This window comes from Janthinobacterium sp. 35 (genome assembly GCF_002754575.1).
Lineage (GTDB): Bacteria > Pseudomonadota > Gammaproteobacteria > Burkholderiales > Burkholderiaceae_D > Janthinobacterium > Janthinobacterium tructae.
The window spans coordinates 2,381,934-2,399,850 of record NZ_PEFN01000001.1; the positions used below are offsets into that span (position 1 = coordinate 2,381,934).

Below are 17,917 nucleotides of genomic sequence, written 5' to 3' on the forward strand. Positions count from 1 at the left end.
CAACACCGGTATGTCAATACACGCCAGCGGCGCTCAAGCGGCTGATAATTTCCTTGGCCGCCAGTGCGGAAGCGTCCTTCAACGCCTTGGTCTGGGCTGTCGCATTGTCCGCACCGAGGCCAAAATACTGTACCGGTGGCACGGCCGCCACTTCACGAGGCAAGGCGCCACGCAAATCGAGTACGCGGCCGGTGACCGATACCACGACGCGCTGCAAACCGGTCGCTTCATCGGTCGCGGCAGGATTGACGTCAAAGGTGGCCAGTGCCAGCAAGGGCACATTCGCCTTGCGCAAGGCGGCAACGATGGAACGCAAGGTCGCGGGCGCCAAATCATTGCCTTTGGAAAAATCTTTATTCACGGATGGAATGTCCTTGTCACCGAGTACGAACTCAGGATCGGCGACCAGGTACCCCGCTTGCGAAAACACGCTCGTCACGGCCGTCTTCTGGTTGGCCAGAGAAAACACACGGTAGTCGGTTTCATCTGCCTTGCGCACGGTGCTGCCACCGGTTTCGACCTTGATAGTCTGCTTGAGGGCAACGTTTTCATTCCGGCGCACGGTGGCACTGGTGGCGATGGCCCCGCCGCTCAGCGATTCGCCTTCGCGGCCGTTCACGCTACCGCTCGTTTTCGCGCTACCGTCGAGGGTCAACTCGGCACGCTTGACCACACGCTCATCAAATGCCTTCACGCTGGCCACTTCGCGGCCGACAAAGACATACACCATCTGCGATTTTTCCCCGTTTGATACCCGACCGGTGGCACTGGCGCCTTTCAGGGTATTTCTCAGTTTCGCCACATTTAGTTCGGCACGCACTACCACGGAATATTTACGCAGGCTGACCTGATCTTGCTCGTTCAGGACGACAGTACTGAGCAAGAATTTATCCAGATTGGCTTCAATTTTTCCCTGGATCGCTTCAAAGTTTTCCGATTCCGCTTCGCCGCTCTCAGCGAAATAACGTTCTATCGCCGCCATTTGCGCCTTCTGATAAGCCATTTCCTTGTCGGCATCCGTCAGCATGGCCGCATATTTCACCGTCGCCGCGCCTTTTATCTGAATAACCTGGGAAAAGCATGGGCCGGCCAAAAACAAGCCCAGGCAAAACAACATCAATTTTTTCATCTATTTACTCGCCTTTAATATCACCCGAGTTGCCTCGAGTTGTTTTCCAATATCCTTGGCTCCTGCCGCAGTCTGTATCCATTTCATGTCGCCGCCTTCAAATGCGGCGGTCAGCTTTAAAAACAAACCGCGCAAGGCATCCTGATAGGCGGCAAAATCGTCGGATCCGATGCGGCCGGCAGGAACGATCGCCGTTTCGCCATTTTTCAAATCGGTATTCAGGAAGTCGGAATGGAGCAACGGTTCTGAAAACTGAACGTGCGCATATGCACCATATACATACGATATCGCGACAGCCGTTTCCGCCGTTTTAATCTTGGCAAACTTATTCAGCGTAATATCAAAAACATAATCACCTTCGCCGATGCTCAAATCGACATCATCACCATTCTCGAGCCGCAGCGACATGCGTCCCAGGGCGTCACCAGCCTTGCTCGGCAGCAGCGGCACGCCAGCCTTGGCGGCTAGCACTGAAGCAAAGGCGTCAACCACCATGCTTTCCATCAGTTGCGGCTGGCTACGCAGCGCGTCGGGCATGACCGCCAGCGCTTCGGGCGCCACTTTGGCACGCCGGATCTGGATCGTGCGCTGGCCTGGGGTCGGCAAGGTCGCGTGCGACAGGCGATCCAGATATTGCGTCACCAAGCCCTTGCCCTCTTCCTTCAACAATAACTGTTCGATGAATCCGCTAATACGTGCGGCATCGGGTGCGTCCGGCGTGGCATCAAACAGGGCGGCATTGACGGGATAGCTGCGCACCACGGTCTTGCTCTTGTAATCGAATATCAGGGCATCGCCACGCAAATTGACAAAGGTCTTGTAATAACTGCCAAAATTTTCCGTCAATACCGTTTCGCCGGTCAGTACCAGCACCGTGATCAAGGCCTGATCACTTTTCTTGAGATTAACGAGGGATGCAGGCGGCAACAGGCTGAGGGCAGGATTGGCCACTTTGCCACTACGGTCGTGAATAATGCGCGAAAGGTTCTGCCCCGACTTGTCGGCGCGCAGGCGCATATATAATTGGTGGGAATATGGAAAACGAACGCCGGCCGTGGCGGAGTCACCGGCAAATGCAAACCCGGCTACCGCTATATCGGCGGCATAGGCTGGGATCGCGAACAGGAAAAAAATCAGCTGAAATGACAGAACTGCATATATCTTGGATTTCGACCACACGAACCAACCTCTATTGCCTCATGGAAATAGCATAAATTGTAACTTATTTTTTATCAAAAAATCAAAAGTATTTTGCCAATTTATTACGTTTGTTGATAAATTCCGACGCTCCGTGAATTTGCCCAAGAATAAACCACAGAATATCTGGCTATTTTTTTAGAAAGCGACGTAATAAATATCAACGCGCCTTCCATTAATTCTTCATCATCGCGCAAAACGTCTCGGGATTGCCGTCAAGGATGACACCGCTGGGCCAGCGGTGGCTGCGCTGCTGCGCGCGCAACAGCGAGGCGGCCAGGGCCGAGTCGCCATCGACGGCATACACGAAGACGGGCATGTTCAGGCTGGCGGCGTCCATCAGCAAATTCGGGTTGGCGTCGAGGCTGCGCGCGTCCACGTGCACGCCGGCGGGCATGCCGATCTGCTGCTGCACGCGCTGCAGCCACGGTTTGTCGAGCTTGGGCGGGCGGGCATTTTTCGCGATATAGCGGCTGACCCGGTTCGCGCCGGCCGCCTGTGCATTGCGCGCGTCAAACACGAGCAAACCCAGATAACCCTGCGGATCGGCGCGGCGCGCGCACGCCAGGTTGTTCGGCACGCCCGAGGTCAAGAACCAGTTGCCATGCTTGATATTTGCACGCAATTGCCCCACCAGGGTGGCGATCGGCGCGCACGAGGACACGACATCCTTGATTTCCGCGTTCAGGGTCTTGTTCGGGAAGGCCGTCGCCAGGCCGGCGATATCGCTGACGAAGGGCGGCGTTTCCGCCGTCAGCACGCCGCGGTTCTTCATGCTGGCGGCGCGCCAGTCGTCGGCCGTCAATTGTTTCACGGTGCGGGGCGAGCCCGTATCGACGACTCTGCCCGTCAGCAAGTCGTGGTGCACCACCCAGCTGCCGTCGCCCAGCAGTTGCAAATCCGTCTCGACGCCGTCCCAGGTGCCGAAATACGTGTTGCGCAGCGCACTCAGCGAGTTTTCCGGCGCATTGCCGGCGCCACGGTGGGCGTGCACCTTCATGCCCAGGCAGTCGGCCTGGACAGCCGTGCTGGCCATGCAGAGCAGCAAGGCCAGGGCGGCCGCCTTATTTTTGTCCTGCGTGATAGCCATAGTGAATTCCCTGCAAAACATTGATGCGGATCGCTTCGTTGACGGGGTAGCTGTAGCCCTGCCCCACCGCCACGACGTGCGTGATATTGGCCAGGATGGCCTTGCCGGCGAGATTCCAGCGCGTGCTGTCGGGCTCGCCCTGACGCGTCCAGTCCAGCATTTGCCGGAACAAGTCGCTTCGCGTGACGTTGTTGTCGAGCACCGACAAGATGCCCCAGGTGCCCGCAAAGGCCGTCGCCAGCACGCCCGTGGCGATCCAGGCGGAACGGCGGCTCAGCTGTCCATCGGCACCCGCCTGCTCGCCCCGGCGCATGGCCAGCAGCAATAATACGACGGTGGCGATCAAATACAGCAATTTGGAAAAGTGGCCGATGGCGCCCAGCAGCGAGAAAAACAGGGCCACGGGCGGTACGATGGCCGCGCGTGCCGCTTCCTTGCCTTCATGGAAGAACCTGCCGCCCGCTTCAAAATCCGTGCGGCTGGCGCGGTATTCCACCAGTTTTTCCGCCGTCTGGCGATCCAGGAACTGGTCGAACAGACGCCCGAACTCGGCAGGACTCGCATACGATGCCTGCACCGTGGCGCTGGCTGGCAACTTCAACGCTTCGCGCAATTCCGCCTGCACGCCGGGGCGCGCGACAAAGGCGGCAAACGGCAAGCCAGGCGGGATGCGCTCGCCGCGCACGGTAACGCCCTTGCTGGCCGCCTCGGCCGTGTAGCGGCGCTTGACGGCGGCGCGGAAGCCCTGTTCGTCATCGGTACGCCAGTTGGCGGGCACGGGCACTTTCTTGCGCACATTGTTGACGACGGCTGCCTGGCGCCGCATCGGCACCGAATGCGGCTGCCAGCCACGCCGCGACAGGCTGCTCACGTATTCCTGCCACGAGGATTGCTGCTTGGCACGCAAGCCGGCATCGCTATCGGGGATGATGCCCGCATACAGTTCCCACTTGCCGGCCAGCTCGCGCATGGCTTCTTGATATTTGTCATAGTAGCCGGACGGGCCGCCCGCCACCTGGCGCACGTTGGCGCGCACCAGCTGTTCCTTGGCCGGCCCCATGCGCTCGTCAAGATGCCGCACCGACACGGCCAGGAAGGGGAACAGGGCCAGGAAGGATTTGCCTTCCGGTTTGGCGAACAGCGTAGGATCGTCGACCAGGCCTTGCAACTGCAAGCTGCCGCCTACCAGCGAGCGCTGCAGCAAGGTGGTATTGAAAGCCATGCGGCGAAATTCCGCGTCGCGCGTATTGACGAGCACATTCACCGTGGTTTTCAGCACGCCGAAGACGACGCCGGCCGTCACCAGGCAGCAGACGATGATCTTTGTCCAGCTGGGGCCGCTGCCATTGTTCTTCAGGCGGCGGCGCCACATCAGTTGCAGCACCACCAGCGCGGCGGCGATGCCCGACAGGCTGCGGCCATAGAATTCCACCCCTTCCACGTCTTCCGGCTTGACGTTGCCGCCCACCACGTCGAGCAAGCGGGCATTGAAGCCCAGCTCGAAGCACAAATAAATGATCGTCAGGACGATCAGGATCAAGGTCTGCCGGATTTGCAGACTGCGCAAACTCGCGGCCATCTTATTTCCTCAAATCGATGACGACGGGCTTGATTTCTTCCGTCTGGAAACTCATGGCGGCCGGTACGCGCGAGGCGCTGTCGGCGGCACGGGTGGCCGGAGCCGCTGCCGGCGCGTTTGGCACGGTGCGGGCGGGCGCGGGCGCTTCCTGCGCCACCTGCCGGCGGTTGCGGCTGGTGGTACGCGTGGCGGGCTTGGTGGCGGGTGCCGGTGCGGCGGCCGGCGCGGCGGGAATCACGCGGCCGCTGTCGTTGCCCGGCATGTTGGCGATGACGGGGCCGGTGGCGCGCAAGGCGTCGTCGGCAAACGGCTGGGCGCGCGTATCGACGCCGGGCGGCACGGCCACGCTGGCGTTCAGCAGGCGGTTGTCCGTGTAGATCATGCGTGACAGGCGGTTGTAGTTGGGAAAGTCGATATTCAGCGATTTCGCGTCCGCCGCCAGTTCCACGCGGGGGCGGTCCTTGCAATTGCCGACCGTCCACTGCAGCACGTCCGTGCCCTGGAAAGCCAGCACTTCATAGCGGTAGGCGCAGCCGCGCTCCTGCGTTTCGACGATCACCACGGTGCGCTCGCCCACGTTTTCCACCCTCGCCACGCGGGCCGTCATCGCATTGGCCAGCGGTACGACGCGAAACGCCTGCGACAGCTTGATCGAATACTTGCCTTGCGGGTCCTTGCGCAAAGTGCCTTCCGTGCCATCGCGCAGGCGGAAGGTGGAAATCGGCGTGCCGAACAGCTCGGCAGTATCGAGGCCCACCAGCACGCCGCCACGGCCGTTCGGCGTCATGGCGCAGCCCGTCAACAGGACGCCAACTGCCACACCGGCGATCAATGTGCGCCAGTGCGCGGATGCAAAATTCTTATACGTTGTCATGCTGGATAACTTTCTCTTATTTCAAAATTCAGGGATTGATCACGGCCAGGGGATTGCCCGGTCCCGGTGGCGGCAAGATTTTCTGGCGGTCGCGCGATAACAGCGTGAAAGCGCCCAGGGTGTCCGGTCCGGCAACGATTTCCAGCTGTTCGCGCTGCAGCCAGGTGCGGATTTCCGCTTCCGTGGCCTCGGCGCGGAACAACACGCGCGTGCGCACGCCCGTCTCGACGCCGCTGCCGCCGTTGCGGAATTCCGCATTGCCAACGACAGCATTCTCTTTCGGCAGGAACAGCCACGCCGATTGCACCAGCATCACGCTGGCAGCCACGGCCGTGACAAGTTTGAGCCAGCGGTTCGCATTGGCCGCCCGCATCGGCATGGCGATCGGCACCGTCGTCTGTGGCGCGGCGACATCGGCCGAAGCGATCTGCAACTGCTGCAGCCCCTGGCGCAGCAATTGCCGGTAGGCCAGGCGGCCATCCTTGCCCAGTTCGCTCGACAAGGGTGTGCCCGTCAAGGCGTAATCGTCGCCGGGCAGGGCCACGCGGGCGATCACGCCGGGCGCCGCCGTGGCGGCATTGGCGCGGCCATGCGTTTCCAGCCAGCGCGCCGCCTGCAGGCGCTCCTGGCTGAACACGCCCAGGCAGGCGCCCAGGTCCGTCACGGCCAGGGTCACGGGCATGTCGCACAGCACCAGCCCCGCGCGCGGGTCGGCGGGCGCGTCGCGCTGCTCGACCACCAGGCCGCAGGCATCCGCATACGCAGCATCTGGCGTGACGAGCCAGCCGCGCCAGCGCTGCCGCGAGCTGTCCCAGGCGTCGAGCAGCACGGCGCCAAAGCCGGGACGGCGCGCCAGCAAGTGGATCTGTCCGCCCGCGATAGGCCGCGCGGCCAGCGGCGCGGCATCGCTGCGGCGCTCGAAACGCTGCAGCAAGTGTTCCGGCACGGCAATGCCGCGCCAGTCGGGGGTATCGCCGCTCACCTCCGCGTCCAGCAAGTCGGCGGACGATGGGGGCGATGGCAGGCGCGCGGCAACGATGGCCAGCGAGGGCGTCAATGCAGTCATGCCGGTGGCCTTTCATCAGGGTTCGGGGAGGTGGCTATCGGGTCCAGCTGCGGGGATAACGCGGCCAGGCACAAGATATCCAAAACTATTTGCGCCGCCTGCATATCGCGCGTGGTCAAAACATCGCCCACGCGCAGCTTGAGCAGGCTCAAGACCCAGCTGCCCAGCAAAGTAGAACGGTGGGCCGCTTCGACGATCTGGCGCCCCGCGCTGTCCGCGTCACCCTTCTGCCGGTGCACGAGGCCCAGCTTGCCGCCGTGGTAATGCGCGGAGGCGATCTGCTCGGCCAGTTCCCTGACGGGCATGCCGCCGCAGCCGCAATGACGCAGCAGCAAGATCAAGTCCCGTGGCAAGGTGGCGATAAAAACGTCGGCCGCCTCGCGCACCTGCTGCGGCGTCAACTGGTAGTCGCGCAGCGGTTCGGCATAGGCGTCGGGCGCGCGCAGTTCGCAGCCCTCTTGCGCATCGGCATCGTCATCATCGCGCTGCTTGCGCAGCTGGTCGATGATGAAGCGCTTGAAGTACAGGAACAAAGCACCGATGTGGTGGGGCGCCGCATCGCTGTCGCTGTGCAGGACTTTTTCGATGAAGAACTGGTGGCGCAAATCCGCCAGGGAATCACCGAGCGACGCCGCCTCGCGCGGGCGGCATGGGGTCAGCGCGGCGATGACGCGCTGGTAAAACTCGCCCAGTTCGCCTTGTGTCAGCTGCTGGCGGCGCGTCCAGAAAGCATGAATCCGTTCAAATTGTTCCGATTGCACAGCCGGTCCGATCGTGTGTTGGGGCGGCACGCGCCACTGGCCGGCGGCGATGCGCACAGGCAAACAGGCAATGCGCTGGCCCGACAAGAGAAACTTGTCAGTAAGGTAAAATGCATTTAAGCAATTTTCTCATATCACAGTAAAAATCGCTAACTTTTGTTACTTTCACGACAATTCCCGAGAAACCCATGCATCGCCTGATTCCCCTGTTTTTCAGTCTGTTCTTTTTACTGGGCAGCAATGTGGCGCACGCCGCTGTGCCAGCGGCTCCCGGCAAGCGCATCGCCCTGGTGATCGGCAATGCGGCCTATCCGCAGCCTCTATTGAATCCCGTGAACGATGCGCGCGCCATGGCCGAGCGCCTGCGCCGCCTGGGCTTTGAAGTGCTGTTGCGCACGGACATCAATGCGCAGCAGCTGCAAAAGGCGTCGGCCGAGTTTTCCACGCAGGCGCGCGGCGCCGATATCGCCCTCGTGTTTTACGCGGGCCACGGCGCGCAGGCGGGCGAAGCGAACTATGTGCTGCCGCTGGGCGCCAACATGAATGCGCTCAGTGCGGCTGCCATCGCCGCCCAGGGCGTGTCCGTTTCCAGCCTGGCAGGCGATTTGCAGCGCACGGGCGCGCGCGGCGCCGTGCTGATCCTCGACGCTTGCCGCCAGGAATATACGCGCGGCGGCGCCGTGGTGCTTCCCGGCGGCGGCAATGCGGCCAGCCTCGGCTTTGCCGACACGCAAGCGCCACGCGGCGTGGTGATCGCCTATTCGGCCGGTCCCGGCGCCCTGGCACGCGATTTCTGGTCGCCCGATTCGCGCAACAGCCCGTACACGAGCGCCCTGCTCGATGCGCTCGATGCGCCGGGTTTGCCGATGGGCGACGTGTTCTCGCAAGTGGCGGCGCGGGTGGCCGCCATGACGCACGACGTGCAAAAGCCCCGCGTGTCGTTTGGCGAAACGTCGGCGCGCCTGGTGCTGAACATGGGCAGCGGCAAGGGTGTCGGCCAGGCAACGCCAGGCGTGCTGGCCGGCGCGCAAGGCCAGGGCGGCGTGCGCGCACCGGTCCCGGCGCCAGCGCCAGCGGTGGAAAAGCCGGCCGCATCCGGCGCCAAGGTGTGGCCAGGTAATGTTTTGCAAGATATCAACTATGAAATCCGCATGCAGATCGCGGCACGGCCGTTTCCCCGCCAGCAGCTGGAAAAGCGCGCACGCGGCGGCGATCTGGTGGCGCTGACGGCCCTCGGCTACGGCATCGGCGGCGGCGATGCCGGCGTCAAACAGCCGAAGGCGGGCATGCAGTGGCTGGAAAAGGCGGCCGCCAAGGATTTCCCGATTGCCCAGACCTATCTGGCCGAATTGCTGATGGTCAAGGGCGATCCCGCCTCATTAAAACGCGCCGGCGTGCTGCTGGACGCCGCCTCGCAGGCGGGCTACACGGCCGCGCACGCGTATAAATTCGACCTGGCGCGGCGCACGGGCGCACCGCCACAGGATGCGGCCCGGCATTTGCAGGATGCCTTCATGGGCTTGATGAAGGATTACCAGGGCGCCGCCAAAGACGTGTTACAGCCGCCAAAAAAATAGTTTCAAATAATTTTGGATTTCCCTGAACTACCCCCGTTATCCGTGGGTACATGCAATACAGCATGACAGTGACCAGGGAAATCCCATGCAAGCATCGAGCCCAGCAGCAACCATTACCACCGGCCAACGGGGCCGCATCCTCGCCTACCAACCGAGCGGACAAGGTTCCGTCAGCGTGGGCGGCATTCAACATGCGTTCGACGTGGCCACGCACTGGCGTTCCGACGTGGCGCCCGCCATCAACGCCGTCGTCGACGTGCGCTTCGATGACGCCGGCAGCCTCGCCACCGTCAGCGCCGTGGCAACGCAGCAACTGGCACAGGAAGACATGGCCATCGCGGCGAAACTGGCGCGCGACAAGGGCCAGCAACTGTGGCGCCAGGCCGTCTCGGCGCTGGGCATCAAGGTGCTGGCCAGCCTGGGCATCCTGATCGCCGGCGCCTTTATCTTCAACACCATCGGCATCCGCCTGTTCGCCTCCGTCTCGCGCACTTACTGGCAGCTGCTGGGCCTGTCCGCCGACAGCCTGGAAAGCTTTGCCCGCGATGGCGGCGGCGGTTTTACTTCCGCACAGTTTTTCTTCCTGCTGGCCATTGCCGGATGCTGCGCCACCATGGCCAGCAATAGCCCGAAAGCGGCACTGGGCAAGTGCGCGCCGCTGCTGTTCGTCGTCATCCACAGCAGCTTGCTGTTCGTCAAGATCAAGGGCGCCGTCAGCGAGGCAGGTAACGCCATGGGCGGCATCATGGGCAGCCGCGCGGCCCGCATGGCCGAGCAGATGGCCAGCGAAATGCTGGGGCAAGTGTGGCAAGGCTTGTCGTTCGGCATCGGCTTTTACCTGGTGCTGGCGTCTTCCATCGTCCTGGCCGCGTACGGCATCGGCGAATACAAACGTAAAACCATCGGCTAAGCCACCTCACACATTCACTCAAGGAAATATCATGAACCGTACCCTCCCCGCCCTGCTCGCCATCGCCGTGATCCTGTCCGCCTGCGGCAAGACGGATAACGCCACACCCGTCGCCTCCGCCCCCGTCGCCGCGAATGTCGCCGACCTGGCCGCCAAGGCGCAAGTTAAGGCGGCCGCCGCCAGCCTGCCACAAGCGGATCCGGCCACGCCAAGCGCCAGCTATATCGACATCACCAGCGGCAACCAGTTGATGTACAGCTACATCGCCCTGTCCGGCGTGCCGCCCGACTATGCGGCCGTGGCGCAACGCATTTCGCGCGAATATGCGGGCAGCAATGATGCCTTCCGCAAGCAGGAAGTGCTCGACGCGCTGAAACCGCAGATCGACGCCAAGGTCAATGAGGCCAAAACGAAACGCTACCTGCGCTACCAGATCAATGGCCAGGGCGCGCTGTCGCCGTACGCCATGGACAAGGCCGCCTTCCCCGCCAAGTTCGCCGACGCGGGCACGTATTACTACATGTATGACAACGGCGACTACAAGCTGGCGTTCACGAATGGCGACGGTTATTCCTTGCTGAAAGTGGACCAGGAGGCGGCGCGCAAGATCGAGGCGGCGCGCAGCGGCTACAAGGACTTCGCCATCGTCGTGTATGCCTACGCCCAGGAAGCGGACATGGCCAGCAACCAGGTCAAGGCGCAGATCGTCAAAGTGGCGATCAAGCTGAACGGGGAAGAAATTCCCGTCAGCCAGGCGCTGTAGAACAGCCTCGGTTACACTGTTCGCCACATTGCATCGGGATAGTGACATGGGCGAACAGACACTGGCGGAACAACAGCTGGCCAAGGGCCGGCAACTGCAGCAGCAAGGCAAGCTGATCGAGGCGATCAACGCTTACCAGGCCGCGTATCAACAAGACCCGGCCCTGGCCGAAGCGCAGCATTTCCAGGGCCTGGCCATGCTGGAGCTGGGCCAGGGCACGATCGGCCTGGGCCTGTTAAAACTGTCGCTCAAGCAACAGCCCGACAACGCCCTGTTCCACTACAACCTCGGCAACGTGCTGCGCGGTACAGACAACGAGGCGGCGCTGGCCAGCTACGCCACGGCGGCGCGGCTGGCGCCGCACGAGCACGATTTCGCCATTCTTCATGCGGAATTGCTGCTGGGGAAACAACGGCTGGCGGAGACCATCGCCGAACTGGAACGCGCCCACGCCCTGCGCCCGCAGCGCTGGCAAACCCTGCAGGGCCTGGCCGAGCTGTACTACCGCACGGGACAGCAGGATCTGGCGCTGGAGCGTTACGCGCAAGCGCTGGCGCTGCATCCGGCGCTGGCGCACACGTGCCGCATCGGCTTTGCCAGTCCGCAAGCGGAACAGGCGGAAACGCTGACACCGCTCAACGTCGCGCCAGCGCTGCAGGACTTCCTGCGCGAAACGGATTTGCATATCCTCGACGATTTCCTGCCTGACCCCGCCGCCTGGCGCGCCCAGGCGCTGGCTCTGCCATTCGAGCAGCAGCGCTATGCGGGCCAGAACTATCCAGGCAGCCAGACGGCGGGCCAGCCCAGCCAGGCCATCATGGAGCGCATCGCCACGGCGCTGGGCCGCCCCATCCGTTTCATTTCGCCCGACAATGGCTCGTATCGCCTCAGCTATGCGGACGCCATGGCGCGCACGGATATCCACGTGGACAATGAGACGGGCAACAATTTCAATTTCTATGCGGGCGTGCTGTATCTAAACCCGCCCGAGCAGTGCCAGGGAGGCACCACGTTCTGGCGCCACCAGCCCAGCGGCTGGTACCGGCGCTTGCCCGAGGCGGACGTCAAAGCGGGCGGCTATGCCAGCTTCAAGGATTTCCAGAAACGCTGGCTGCCGAACAGTAAAGTGCAGAAATTCAACGACTTGCAGGAACAGCGCGACAGTTGGCAAGCGCTGCTGGAAGTGCCGATGCACCACAACCGATTGATCGTCTACAAGGGCCACTACTTTCACTCGATCAGCAATGTGTTTGGCGACACGCCAGAAAATGGGCGGTTGGTGCAGCTGTTTTTCTTTGAAGTCCCCGATTGAACCCCAAAAGCAAGATCCGGGGTCGTACCCTGAGGGTACGACCCCAGCATTTGCCGTTGGGTTTAATACATATCCGCCGCCGTGGCCCGCACAGCTTTCAGTAACATATCCGCCCCCGGCGACAGCAAATGATCCTGCTGGCGGATGATGCCGAAGGCATCCATCTTGCATGGCAGCTCGATGGGCAAAATGCTCAGCACGTTCAACGATTCGTAGTAGTGCGCCACTTCCGTCGGCATCACGTGCAGCGAATCCGTCTGCTGCAGCAGGGAGGTGATCAGCAGCAAGGCGGTGGTGTCGACGACGTCGACGGGCGGCTCCAGGCTGGCGCGGCGGAACATCATGTCGAAGCGGTGGCGCAGGATGCTGCCTTGCGGCGGCAAGATCCACGGCTGACCCGCCAGGTCCTTCAATTGCAAATTCTTGCGCGACAGCAGCGGGTGGCCATTGCGCGCCACGGCGCTGGCTGGCTCTTCCGTCAACTCTTCGTAGATGAGTCCCGCGCTGCTTTCCTTTTCCAGGATGCGCCCGATCATGAAATCGAGGGTGCCATGCTGCAGCATGTCCATCAAGGTATTGCTGTGCTCCAGGTGCACGCCGATGCGCATCAGCGGCGCCTGCTGCTTGATGCGCGCAATCGCGCGGGGCAGCAAGGCCATGGCCGGCGTCATGATGACGCCAACCTCCACCTGGCCCGTCAAGCCCGACTTCAGGGCGACGATGTCGTCATGCGCCAGCGACAGGCTCGTCAGGGCCATACGCGCGTGGCGTATCATCGTTTCGCCGTAGATGGTCGGCTCCATGCCGCGCGGCAACCTGTCGAACAGGCGCACGTCGAGCATCTCTTCCAGGTCCTTGATTTGCTTGGACGCGGCCGGCTGCGTCATGTGCAATTCTTCCGCCGCGCGGTGGATGTTGCGCTGCTCGTCAAGGGCGATCAACAGCAGCAATTGCCGCGTCTTCAGGCGGGCTCGCAAGAACCAGTTGGGGTTGAGGGTATCCATGAATAAATCATATCATGATCGATATCAGTTTTAACTCAATATCGATATTCCAGATATCGGTATGTCTCCTTTTTGAGCGTCGTCAAACTGCGTTCACAATGCCTTGCAGGCGGCGCTGGGATTGGCTGCCGGGCCAGCCGTTTGATGGATGAATTCTATCGTGCCATCGGCCTTGTATTTCAGCTCTTCCACGGCCACGGAACGCCGGTATTCTCCACCGCCGGGCAACTTATCGTTGTGATAGAAGATATAGGACTTGCCGTTAAATTCGATGATGGCCTGGTGGATGGTTTTCACCACGGCATTCTTGTCCATGATGGCGCCGCGGAAATGCCAGGGACCCGTCGGTGTCGGCCCCGTCGAATACGCCGTTTCTTCCGGGAAGTTGCGCGAGTACGACAAATAGTAGGTGCCCGCATGCTGGTGCATATACGCCGCTTCCGTGAACGCATCCATGCCGAAGGTCAGAATCGGGCCATCGAGCTCCGTCATGTTGGCTTTCAGCTTGGCGTATTTCAAGACCGTGTTGCCCCAGTAAAGGTAGGCCTGACCATCCGTGTCGATGAAAACAGCCGGGTCGATGTCGTCCCACAGGATCGCTGTCTGTTTCGTCATGTCGTTCGTGATCAGGGCGCTGCCGCGCGCATCGACGAACGGACCGGTCGGGCTGTCGGAGACGGCCACGCCGATGGCCTTGCCGGCGATGGTTTTATGATCGACGGTCGAGTAAAAATAGTATTTGCTGCCGCGCTTGACGATGTCGCCCGCCCACGCATCCTTGCCGGCCCAGGCAAACGTGGAAAAGCGCACGGGCGAGCCGTGGTCCGTCCAGTTCGCCATGTCGCACGAGGAATACACGCGCCACTCGTTCATGCGGTAATCCGTGTCCGTGGCGCTCGCTTCATCGTGGCCGACGTACAAATACACCCTGCCATTGTCGACCAGCGCGGCCGGATCGCCCGTGTAGATGTTTTTCACGATGGGATTGGCCGCCGGCGCATTGACTGCAATACAGGCGAGCGCCACCGCCATGCCGATGGCTGCGGCACGTTTATTCTTCTTCAACATCAATTAACTCCCGTTGGTATGTTTCTGGCCCATGGCCATCAGTCTTTGCACGACGCAAAAGACAAACAGCAAGCCGCCGATGACGATCTTGGTCCACCACGAGCTGAGCGTGCCGTCAAAGGCGATCAGGGTCTGGATGGTGCCGAGCACCAGCACGCCCGACAGCGCACCGGCCACGTAGCCGTAGCCGCCGCTGAGCAAGGTGCCGCCGATGACGACGGCGGCGATCGCGTCCAGTTCCGTGCCTTGCGCATGCAAGCCATAGCCGGACAGCATGTAGAACGAAAACAGCACGCCACCGAGCGCGGCGCAAAAGCCGCTGAAGGCGTAAATGAACACCTTGGTGCGGCCTACTGGCAAGCCCATCATCAGGGCCGACTGTTCATTGCCGCCAATCGCATACACGGCACGGCCGAACGGCGTGGCGTGCGCCAGCCAGATGGCCAGCAGCAAGGTCAGCACGGCGATCACCACGCCCGGTGAAACAAAACCACCGAGAAATTGCAGCTGCGTCTGCGACATGGCCACGAACAGCGGATCGTCGATGGTGATGGAATTGATGCTGATCAAGTAGCACAGCCCCCGCGCCAGAAACATGCCGGCCAGGGTCACGATGAAGGGCTGCAACTTGAAATAATGGATCAGCGCGCCCATGCTAGCGCCAAACACGGCGCCCAGCGCCAGCACGGTGACGATCACCAAGATTGGGGGCCAGTGCGCCACGTTGAGCAGCCAGGCGGCGATCATGGTCGACAGGGCCAGCACGGAGCCGACCGACAGATCGATGCCGCCGGAAACGATCACGAAAGTCATGCCGACGGCGATCACCAGCAAAAAGGCGTTATCGATCAACAGGTTAAAGATCACTTGCGTCGACAGCAGGCCCGGATAGGCGGCGCCGCCCAGGCCCAGCATCACCACCAGCAACAGCACGGTGACGAGCGAGGTGAAATACGGGGTGTGCAGCAAGCCCTTCATGCTTTTCTCCGATGCAGCAATTGCTTGAATTCCGACGATTGCGACAGGCAGACGAGGAACACGACGACCGACTTGACGACCATGTTCACCTCGGGCGGCACGCCCAGCGAATAGATCGTGTAGGTCAGGGTCTGGATGATGAGCGCGCCGATCATGCTGCCGACTAAGCTGAACTTGCCGCCCGCCAGAGACGTCCCGCCCAGAGTGACGGCCAGGATGGCATCGAGTTCCAGCATCAGGCCCGCATTGTTGGCGTCCGCGCTCTTGATGTTCGAGCTGATCATCAACCCCGACAGGCCCGCGCAGGCGGCGCAAAACACATAGACGAAAAAGATCAAGGTCGCCGTCCTGATGCCGGCCAGGCGCGCGGCGACGGGGTTGATGCCGACGGCCTGGATGAACAGGCCCAAAGCGGTTTTCCGCATCAGCACGGCCGTGATAATGAACACGGCAGCGACGAGGAACAGCGAAAACGGCAAGCCGAACAAATAACCGCTGCCGATGAAGAAGTAAGGCTGATAGTAGACGGTGACGATCTGGCCATCCGTCAGCAGTTGCGCCAGGCCGCGCCCCGCCACCATCAGTATCAATGTCGCGACGATGGGCTGCAAGCCAAGACCGGCCACCAGCACGCCATTCCAGGCGCCGCACAGCAGGGCCGCGCCCAGGGCGGCCGCCAGGGCCCAGCCCATGGGGATATTGCTCACGTAGGTCGGCACGCCGTTGTCCATCACCATGGTGCCGCCGATCAGCATGGCGGCCACGGTGCCGGACAGGGCCACGACGGCGCCCACGGAAATATCAATGCCGCGCGTGGCGATCACCAGGGTCATGCCCAGCGCCGCCAGCATCAAGGGCGCCGCGCGGTTGACGATGTCGATCACGCTGCCGTACAGGTGACCGTCGCGCACTTCCAGATGGAAAAAGCCGGGGATGGCGAAGAAGTCGACCAGCAGCAGCAAGAACAGCGCGGCCAGGGGCCTGCTCAAAGGGTGATGCAAGACGGTATTCCCCGTAAAAAAAGCCGGGCGCGCCAAGGGCACGCTGGAGGGTGTGGATAAACTCATGTGGCGTCTCCGGCGATCACTTGCAGCACGGAACTGTCATCGAGCTCGCCGCGCGCATAGTCGCCGCAAGCCTTGCGGTCGCGCATGACCAGAATACGGTCGCTGCAGCGCAGCACTTCCGGCAATTCGGACGAGATGAACAAAATCGCCATGCCCTTGCGGCACAGTTTGCTCACATAACTCATGATTTCCTGCTTGGCGCGCACGTCGATGCCGCGCGTGGGTTCGTCCAGGATCAGCATGGCGGGCGAGGTCACCAGCCAGCGCGCCAGCAAGGCCTTTTGCTGATTGCCGCCGGACAAGCTGCCGATCGGCGTTTCGATACTGGCCGTCTTGATGCCCAGCGCCTTGACGTACTCATCGGCCAGCGCCTGCTGGCGTTTGAACGGGATGGCGCGCAGCAAACCCGTGCGGGCTTGCAAGGCTAAAATAATGTTTTCGCGCACGGACAGCGACAAAATCGCGCCCTCGTGCTTGCGGTCTTCCGAGCAAAAGCCGATATCGCGCGCAATCGCGTCGCGCGGCACGTGGAACTGGCACGGCTGGCCTTGCATGGTGATGGAGCCGGAATCGGCCTTGTCGGCGCCGAACAGCAAGCGCGCCAGTTCCGTGCGACCGGACCCCAGCAAGCCGGCCAGGCCCAGCAATTCACCCTGGCGGATGTGGAAATCCATGGGCAGCAAGGCACCCTTGCGGCCCAGTCCTTGCGCTTCGAGCACAGTCGGGCCAAAGCTGGCCGCGTCCGCTTCGTGCGCCAGATCCAATGCCTGTTCCTGCGTGTCGGCCGCCACGCCGATCATCTTGTTCACCAGCGCCAGGCGCGACAGTTCGCTGCACGCATATTCCCCTTCGCGCTCGCCATTGCGCATGACGGTGATGCGGTCGGAGATGGCGTAGGTCTGGTCGAGAAAGTGGGTGACGAACAGAATCGCCATGCCCTGCTCGCGCAGGCGGCGCAGCACGAAAAACAGCAGATTGACTTCCGCCTCATCGAGGCTGGACGTAGGTTCGTCGAGGATCAGCACGCGGGCCGAAATATTCAGCGCGCGCGAAATGGCCACCATTTGCTGGATCGCCAGCGGAAAGCTGGACAATTGCGCCGTGACATCGATATCGATCTGCAATTGCTGCAGCAAGGCACGCGCCTGTTGCTGCATGGAACGCCAGTCGATGATGCCGAAACGGCGCGGGTAGCGGCCGATAAAAATGTTTTCCGCCACCGACAGGTTCGGGCACAGATTGACTTCCTGGTACACGGTGCTGATGCCCAGCGCCTGCGCGTCCGAGGTGGAGGCGGGGGCGATGGGCTTGCCGTCAAACAGGATCTGGCCGCTGTCGGGCGTGTAGACGCCCGTCAGCACCTTGATCAGGGTCGACTTTCCGGCGCCGTTTTGTCCCATCAAGGTGTGCACTTCGCCCGGATACAGGCGCAGGGCAACATCGCTGAGGGCTTTGACGCCGGGGAAGGCTTTACTGATGCCGCGCAACTCCAGCAAGGGAGCTGGCGCGGCCGTGTGATGCGCTTGCGTCTTCATCATGCGG

General features: G+C 61.9%; 16 protein-coding genes. 4 read left to right on the forward strand and 12 right to left on the reverse strand.

Features of this window, described 5'->3' with window-relative positions:
* Positions 1-13 precede the first annotated feature (13 nt).
* The 7 genes from CLU93_RS10705 to CLU93_RS10735 all read right to left on the reverse strand — a co-directional run bounded on the left by CLU93_RS10705 (position 14) and on the right by CLU93_RS10735 (position 7,783).
* Positions 14-1,129, reverse strand: coding sequence for a hypothetical protein (locus CLU93_RS10705; RefSeq protein ID WP_099761048.1), 1,116 nt, complete (start codon positions 1,127-1,129; stop codon positions 14-16).
* Entirely contained in the window at positions 1,130-2,308 is a 1,179-nt protein-coding gene (locus CLU93_RS10710) for a hypothetical protein (protein WP_099761049.1), read from the reverse strand.
* Positions 2,309-2,501: 193 nt separating this feature from the next.
* Positions 2,502-3,416 (reverse strand): glycerophosphodiester phosphodiesterase, encoded by a 915-nt coding sequence (locus tag CLU93_RS10715; RefSeq protein WP_099761050.1) that lies wholly within the window; start codon positions 3,414-3,416, stop codon positions 2,502-2,504.
* Entirely contained in the window at positions 3,391-4,995 is a 1,605-nt protein-coding gene (locus CLU93_RS10720; RefSeq protein WP_257224928.1) for a hypothetical protein, read from the reverse strand. Before CLU93_RS10720 ends, CLU93_RS10715 begins: the two co-directional genes overlap by 26 nt.
* 1 nt (position 4,996) lies before the next feature.
* Positions 4,997-5,869, reverse strand: a complete 873-nt coding sequence (locus tag CLU93_RS10725) for a hypothetical protein (protein WP_099761051.1) — start codon at positions 5,867-5,869, stop codon at positions 4,997-4,999.
* A 28-nt stretch (positions 5,870-5,897) separates the two neighbouring features.
* Positions 5,898-6,935: a hypothetical protein gene (locus CLU93_RS10730; protein ID WP_099761052.1), complete on the reverse strand. Its 1,038-nt coding sequence runs from the start codon at positions 6,933-6,935 to the stop codon at positions 5,898-5,900.
* Positions 6,932-7,783, reverse strand: coding sequence for a hypothetical protein (locus CLU93_RS10735; protein WP_099761053.1), 852 nt, complete (start codon positions 7,781-7,783; stop codon positions 6,932-6,934). Before CLU93_RS10735 ends, CLU93_RS10730 begins: the two co-directional genes overlap by 4 nt.
* 101 nt (positions 7,784-7,884) lie before the next feature.
* On the opposite strand from CLU93_RS10735, the gene CLU93_RS10740 reads away from it, so the two are divergent.
* The 4 genes from CLU93_RS10740 to CLU93_RS10755 all read left to right on the forward strand — a co-directional run bounded on the left by CLU93_RS10740 (position 7,885) and on the right by CLU93_RS10755 (position 12,258).
* Positions 7,885-9,273, forward strand: a complete 1,389-nt coding sequence (locus CLU93_RS10740) for a caspase family protein (protein ID WP_099761054.1) — start codon at positions 7,885-7,887, stop codon at positions 9,271-9,273.
* Between the two features lie 85 nt (positions 9,274-9,358).
* A complete protein-coding gene (locus tag CLU93_RS10745; RefSeq protein WP_099761055.1) occupies positions 9,359-10,183 on the forward strand; it encodes a hypothetical protein in 825 nt (274 codons plus the stop codon).
* A 31-nt stretch (positions 10,184-10,214) separates the two neighbouring features.
* On the forward strand, positions 10,215-10,946 hold the full coding sequence (locus CLU93_RS10750; protein WP_099761056.1) for a hypothetical protein: 732 nt from the start codon (positions 10,215-10,217) through the stop codon (positions 10,944-10,946).
* A gap of 46 nt (positions 10,947-10,992) precedes the next feature.
* Positions 10,993-12,258, forward strand: coding sequence for a DUF6445 family protein (locus CLU93_RS10755; protein ID WP_099761057.1), 1,266 nt, complete (start codon positions 10,993-10,995; stop codon positions 12,256-12,258).
* A gap of 62 nt (positions 12,259-12,320) precedes the next feature.
* On the opposite strand, the gene CLU93_RS10760 is transcribed toward CLU93_RS10755, so the two are convergent.
* The 5 genes from CLU93_RS10760 to CLU93_RS10780 all read right to left on the reverse strand — a co-directional run bounded on the left by CLU93_RS10760 (position 12,321) and on the right by CLU93_RS10780 (position 17,913).
* Positions 12,321-13,262 carry a LysR family transcriptional regulator gene (locus CLU93_RS10760; RefSeq protein ID WP_035823672.1) on the reverse strand — a complete coding sequence of 314 codons (942 nt, stop codon included), beginning with the start codon at positions 13,260-13,262 and terminating at the stop codon, positions 12,321-12,323.
* A 93-nt stretch (positions 13,263-13,355) separates the two neighbouring features.
* Complete coding sequence (locus CLU93_RS10765; RefSeq protein ID WP_099761058.1) at positions 13,356-14,330, reverse strand: glycoside hydrolase family 43 protein; 975 nt, start codon at positions 14,328-14,330, stop codon at positions 13,356-13,358.
* Positions 14,331-14,333: 3 nt separating this feature from the next.
* Positions 14,334-15,308: a galactofuranose ABC transporter, permease protein YjfF gene (gene yjfF, locus CLU93_RS10770; RefSeq protein WP_099761059.1), complete on the reverse strand. Its 975-nt coding sequence runs from the start codon at positions 15,306-15,308 to the stop codon at positions 14,334-14,336.
* Positions 15,305-16,375: an ABC transporter permease gene (locus tag CLU93_RS10775; protein ID WP_099761060.1), complete on the reverse strand. Its 1,071-nt coding sequence runs from the start codon at positions 16,373-16,375 to the stop codon at positions 15,305-15,307. Before CLU93_RS10775 ends, yjfF begins: the two co-directional genes overlap by 4 nt.
* On the reverse strand, positions 16,372-17,913 hold the full coding sequence (locus CLU93_RS10780) for a sugar ABC transporter ATP-binding protein (RefSeq protein ID WP_257224929.1): 1,542 nt from the start codon (positions 17,911-17,913) through the stop codon (positions 16,372-16,374). The genes CLU93_RS10775 and CLU93_RS10780 overlap by 4 nt, the downstream gene beginning before the upstream one ends.
* Positions 17,914-17,917: the final 4 nt, after the last annotated feature.

What these genes read in the sequence shown, in the direction of transcription:
- CLU93_RS10780 (WP_257224929.1), bottom strand. Translation starts at nt 17,913, where the DNA reads ATGATGAAGACGCAAGCGCATCACACGGCCGCGCCAGCTCCCTTGCTG.
- CLU93_RS10720 (WP_257224928.1), bottom strand. Translation starts at nt 4,995, where the DNA reads ATGGCCGCGAGTTTGCGCAGTCTGCAAATCCGGCAGACCTTGATCCTG.
- CLU93_RS10745 (WP_099761055.1), top strand. Translation starts at nt 9,359, where the DNA reads ATGCAAGCATCGAGCCCAGCAGCAACCATTACCACCGGCCAACGGGGC.
- CLU93_RS10755 (WP_099761057.1), top strand. Translation starts at nt 10,993, where the DNA reads ATGGGCGAACAGACACTGGCGGAACAACAGCTGGCCAAGGGCCGGCAA.
- CLU93_RS10760 (WP_035823672.1), bottom strand. Translation starts at nt 13,262, where the DNA reads ATGGATACCCTCAACCCCAACTGGTTCTTGCGAGCCCGCCTGAAGACG.
- CLU93_RS10740 (WP_099761054.1), top strand. Translation starts at nt 7,885, where the DNA reads ATGCATCGCCTGATTCCCCTGTTTTTCAGTCTGTTCTTTTTACTGGGC.
- CLU93_RS10775 (WP_099761060.1), bottom strand. Translation starts at nt 16,375, where the DNA reads ATGAGTTTATCCACACCCTCCAGCGTGCCCTTGGCGCGCCCGGCTTTT.
- yjfF (WP_099761059.1), bottom strand. Translation starts at nt 15,308, where the DNA reads ATGAAGGGCTTGCTGCACACCCCGTATTTCACCTCGCTCGTCACCGTG.
- CLU93_RS10730 (WP_099761052.1), bottom strand. Translation starts at nt 6,935, where the DNA reads ATGACTGCATTGACGCCCTCGCTGGCCATCGTTGCCGCGCGCCTGCCA.
- CLU93_RS10725 (WP_099761051.1), bottom strand. Translation starts at nt 5,869, where the DNA reads ATGACAACGTATAAGAATTTTGCATCCGCGCACTGGCGCACATTGATC.
- CLU93_RS10750 (WP_099761056.1), top strand. Translation starts at nt 10,215, where the DNA reads ATGAACCGTACCCTCCCCGCCCTGCTCGCCATCGCCGTGATCCTGTCC.
- CLU93_RS10715 (WP_099761050.1), bottom strand. Translation starts at nt 3,416, where the DNA reads ATGGCTATCACGCAGGACAAAAATAAGGCGGCCGCCCTGGCCTTGCTG.
- CLU93_RS10765 (WP_099761058.1), bottom strand. Translation starts at nt 14,330, where the DNA reads ATGTTGAAGAAGAATAAACGTGCCGCAGCCATCGGCATGGCGGTGGCG.
- CLU93_RS10705 (WP_099761048.1), bottom strand. Translation starts at nt 1,129, where the DNA reads ATGAAAAAATTGATGTTGTTTTGCCTGGGCTTGTTTTTGGCCGGCCCA.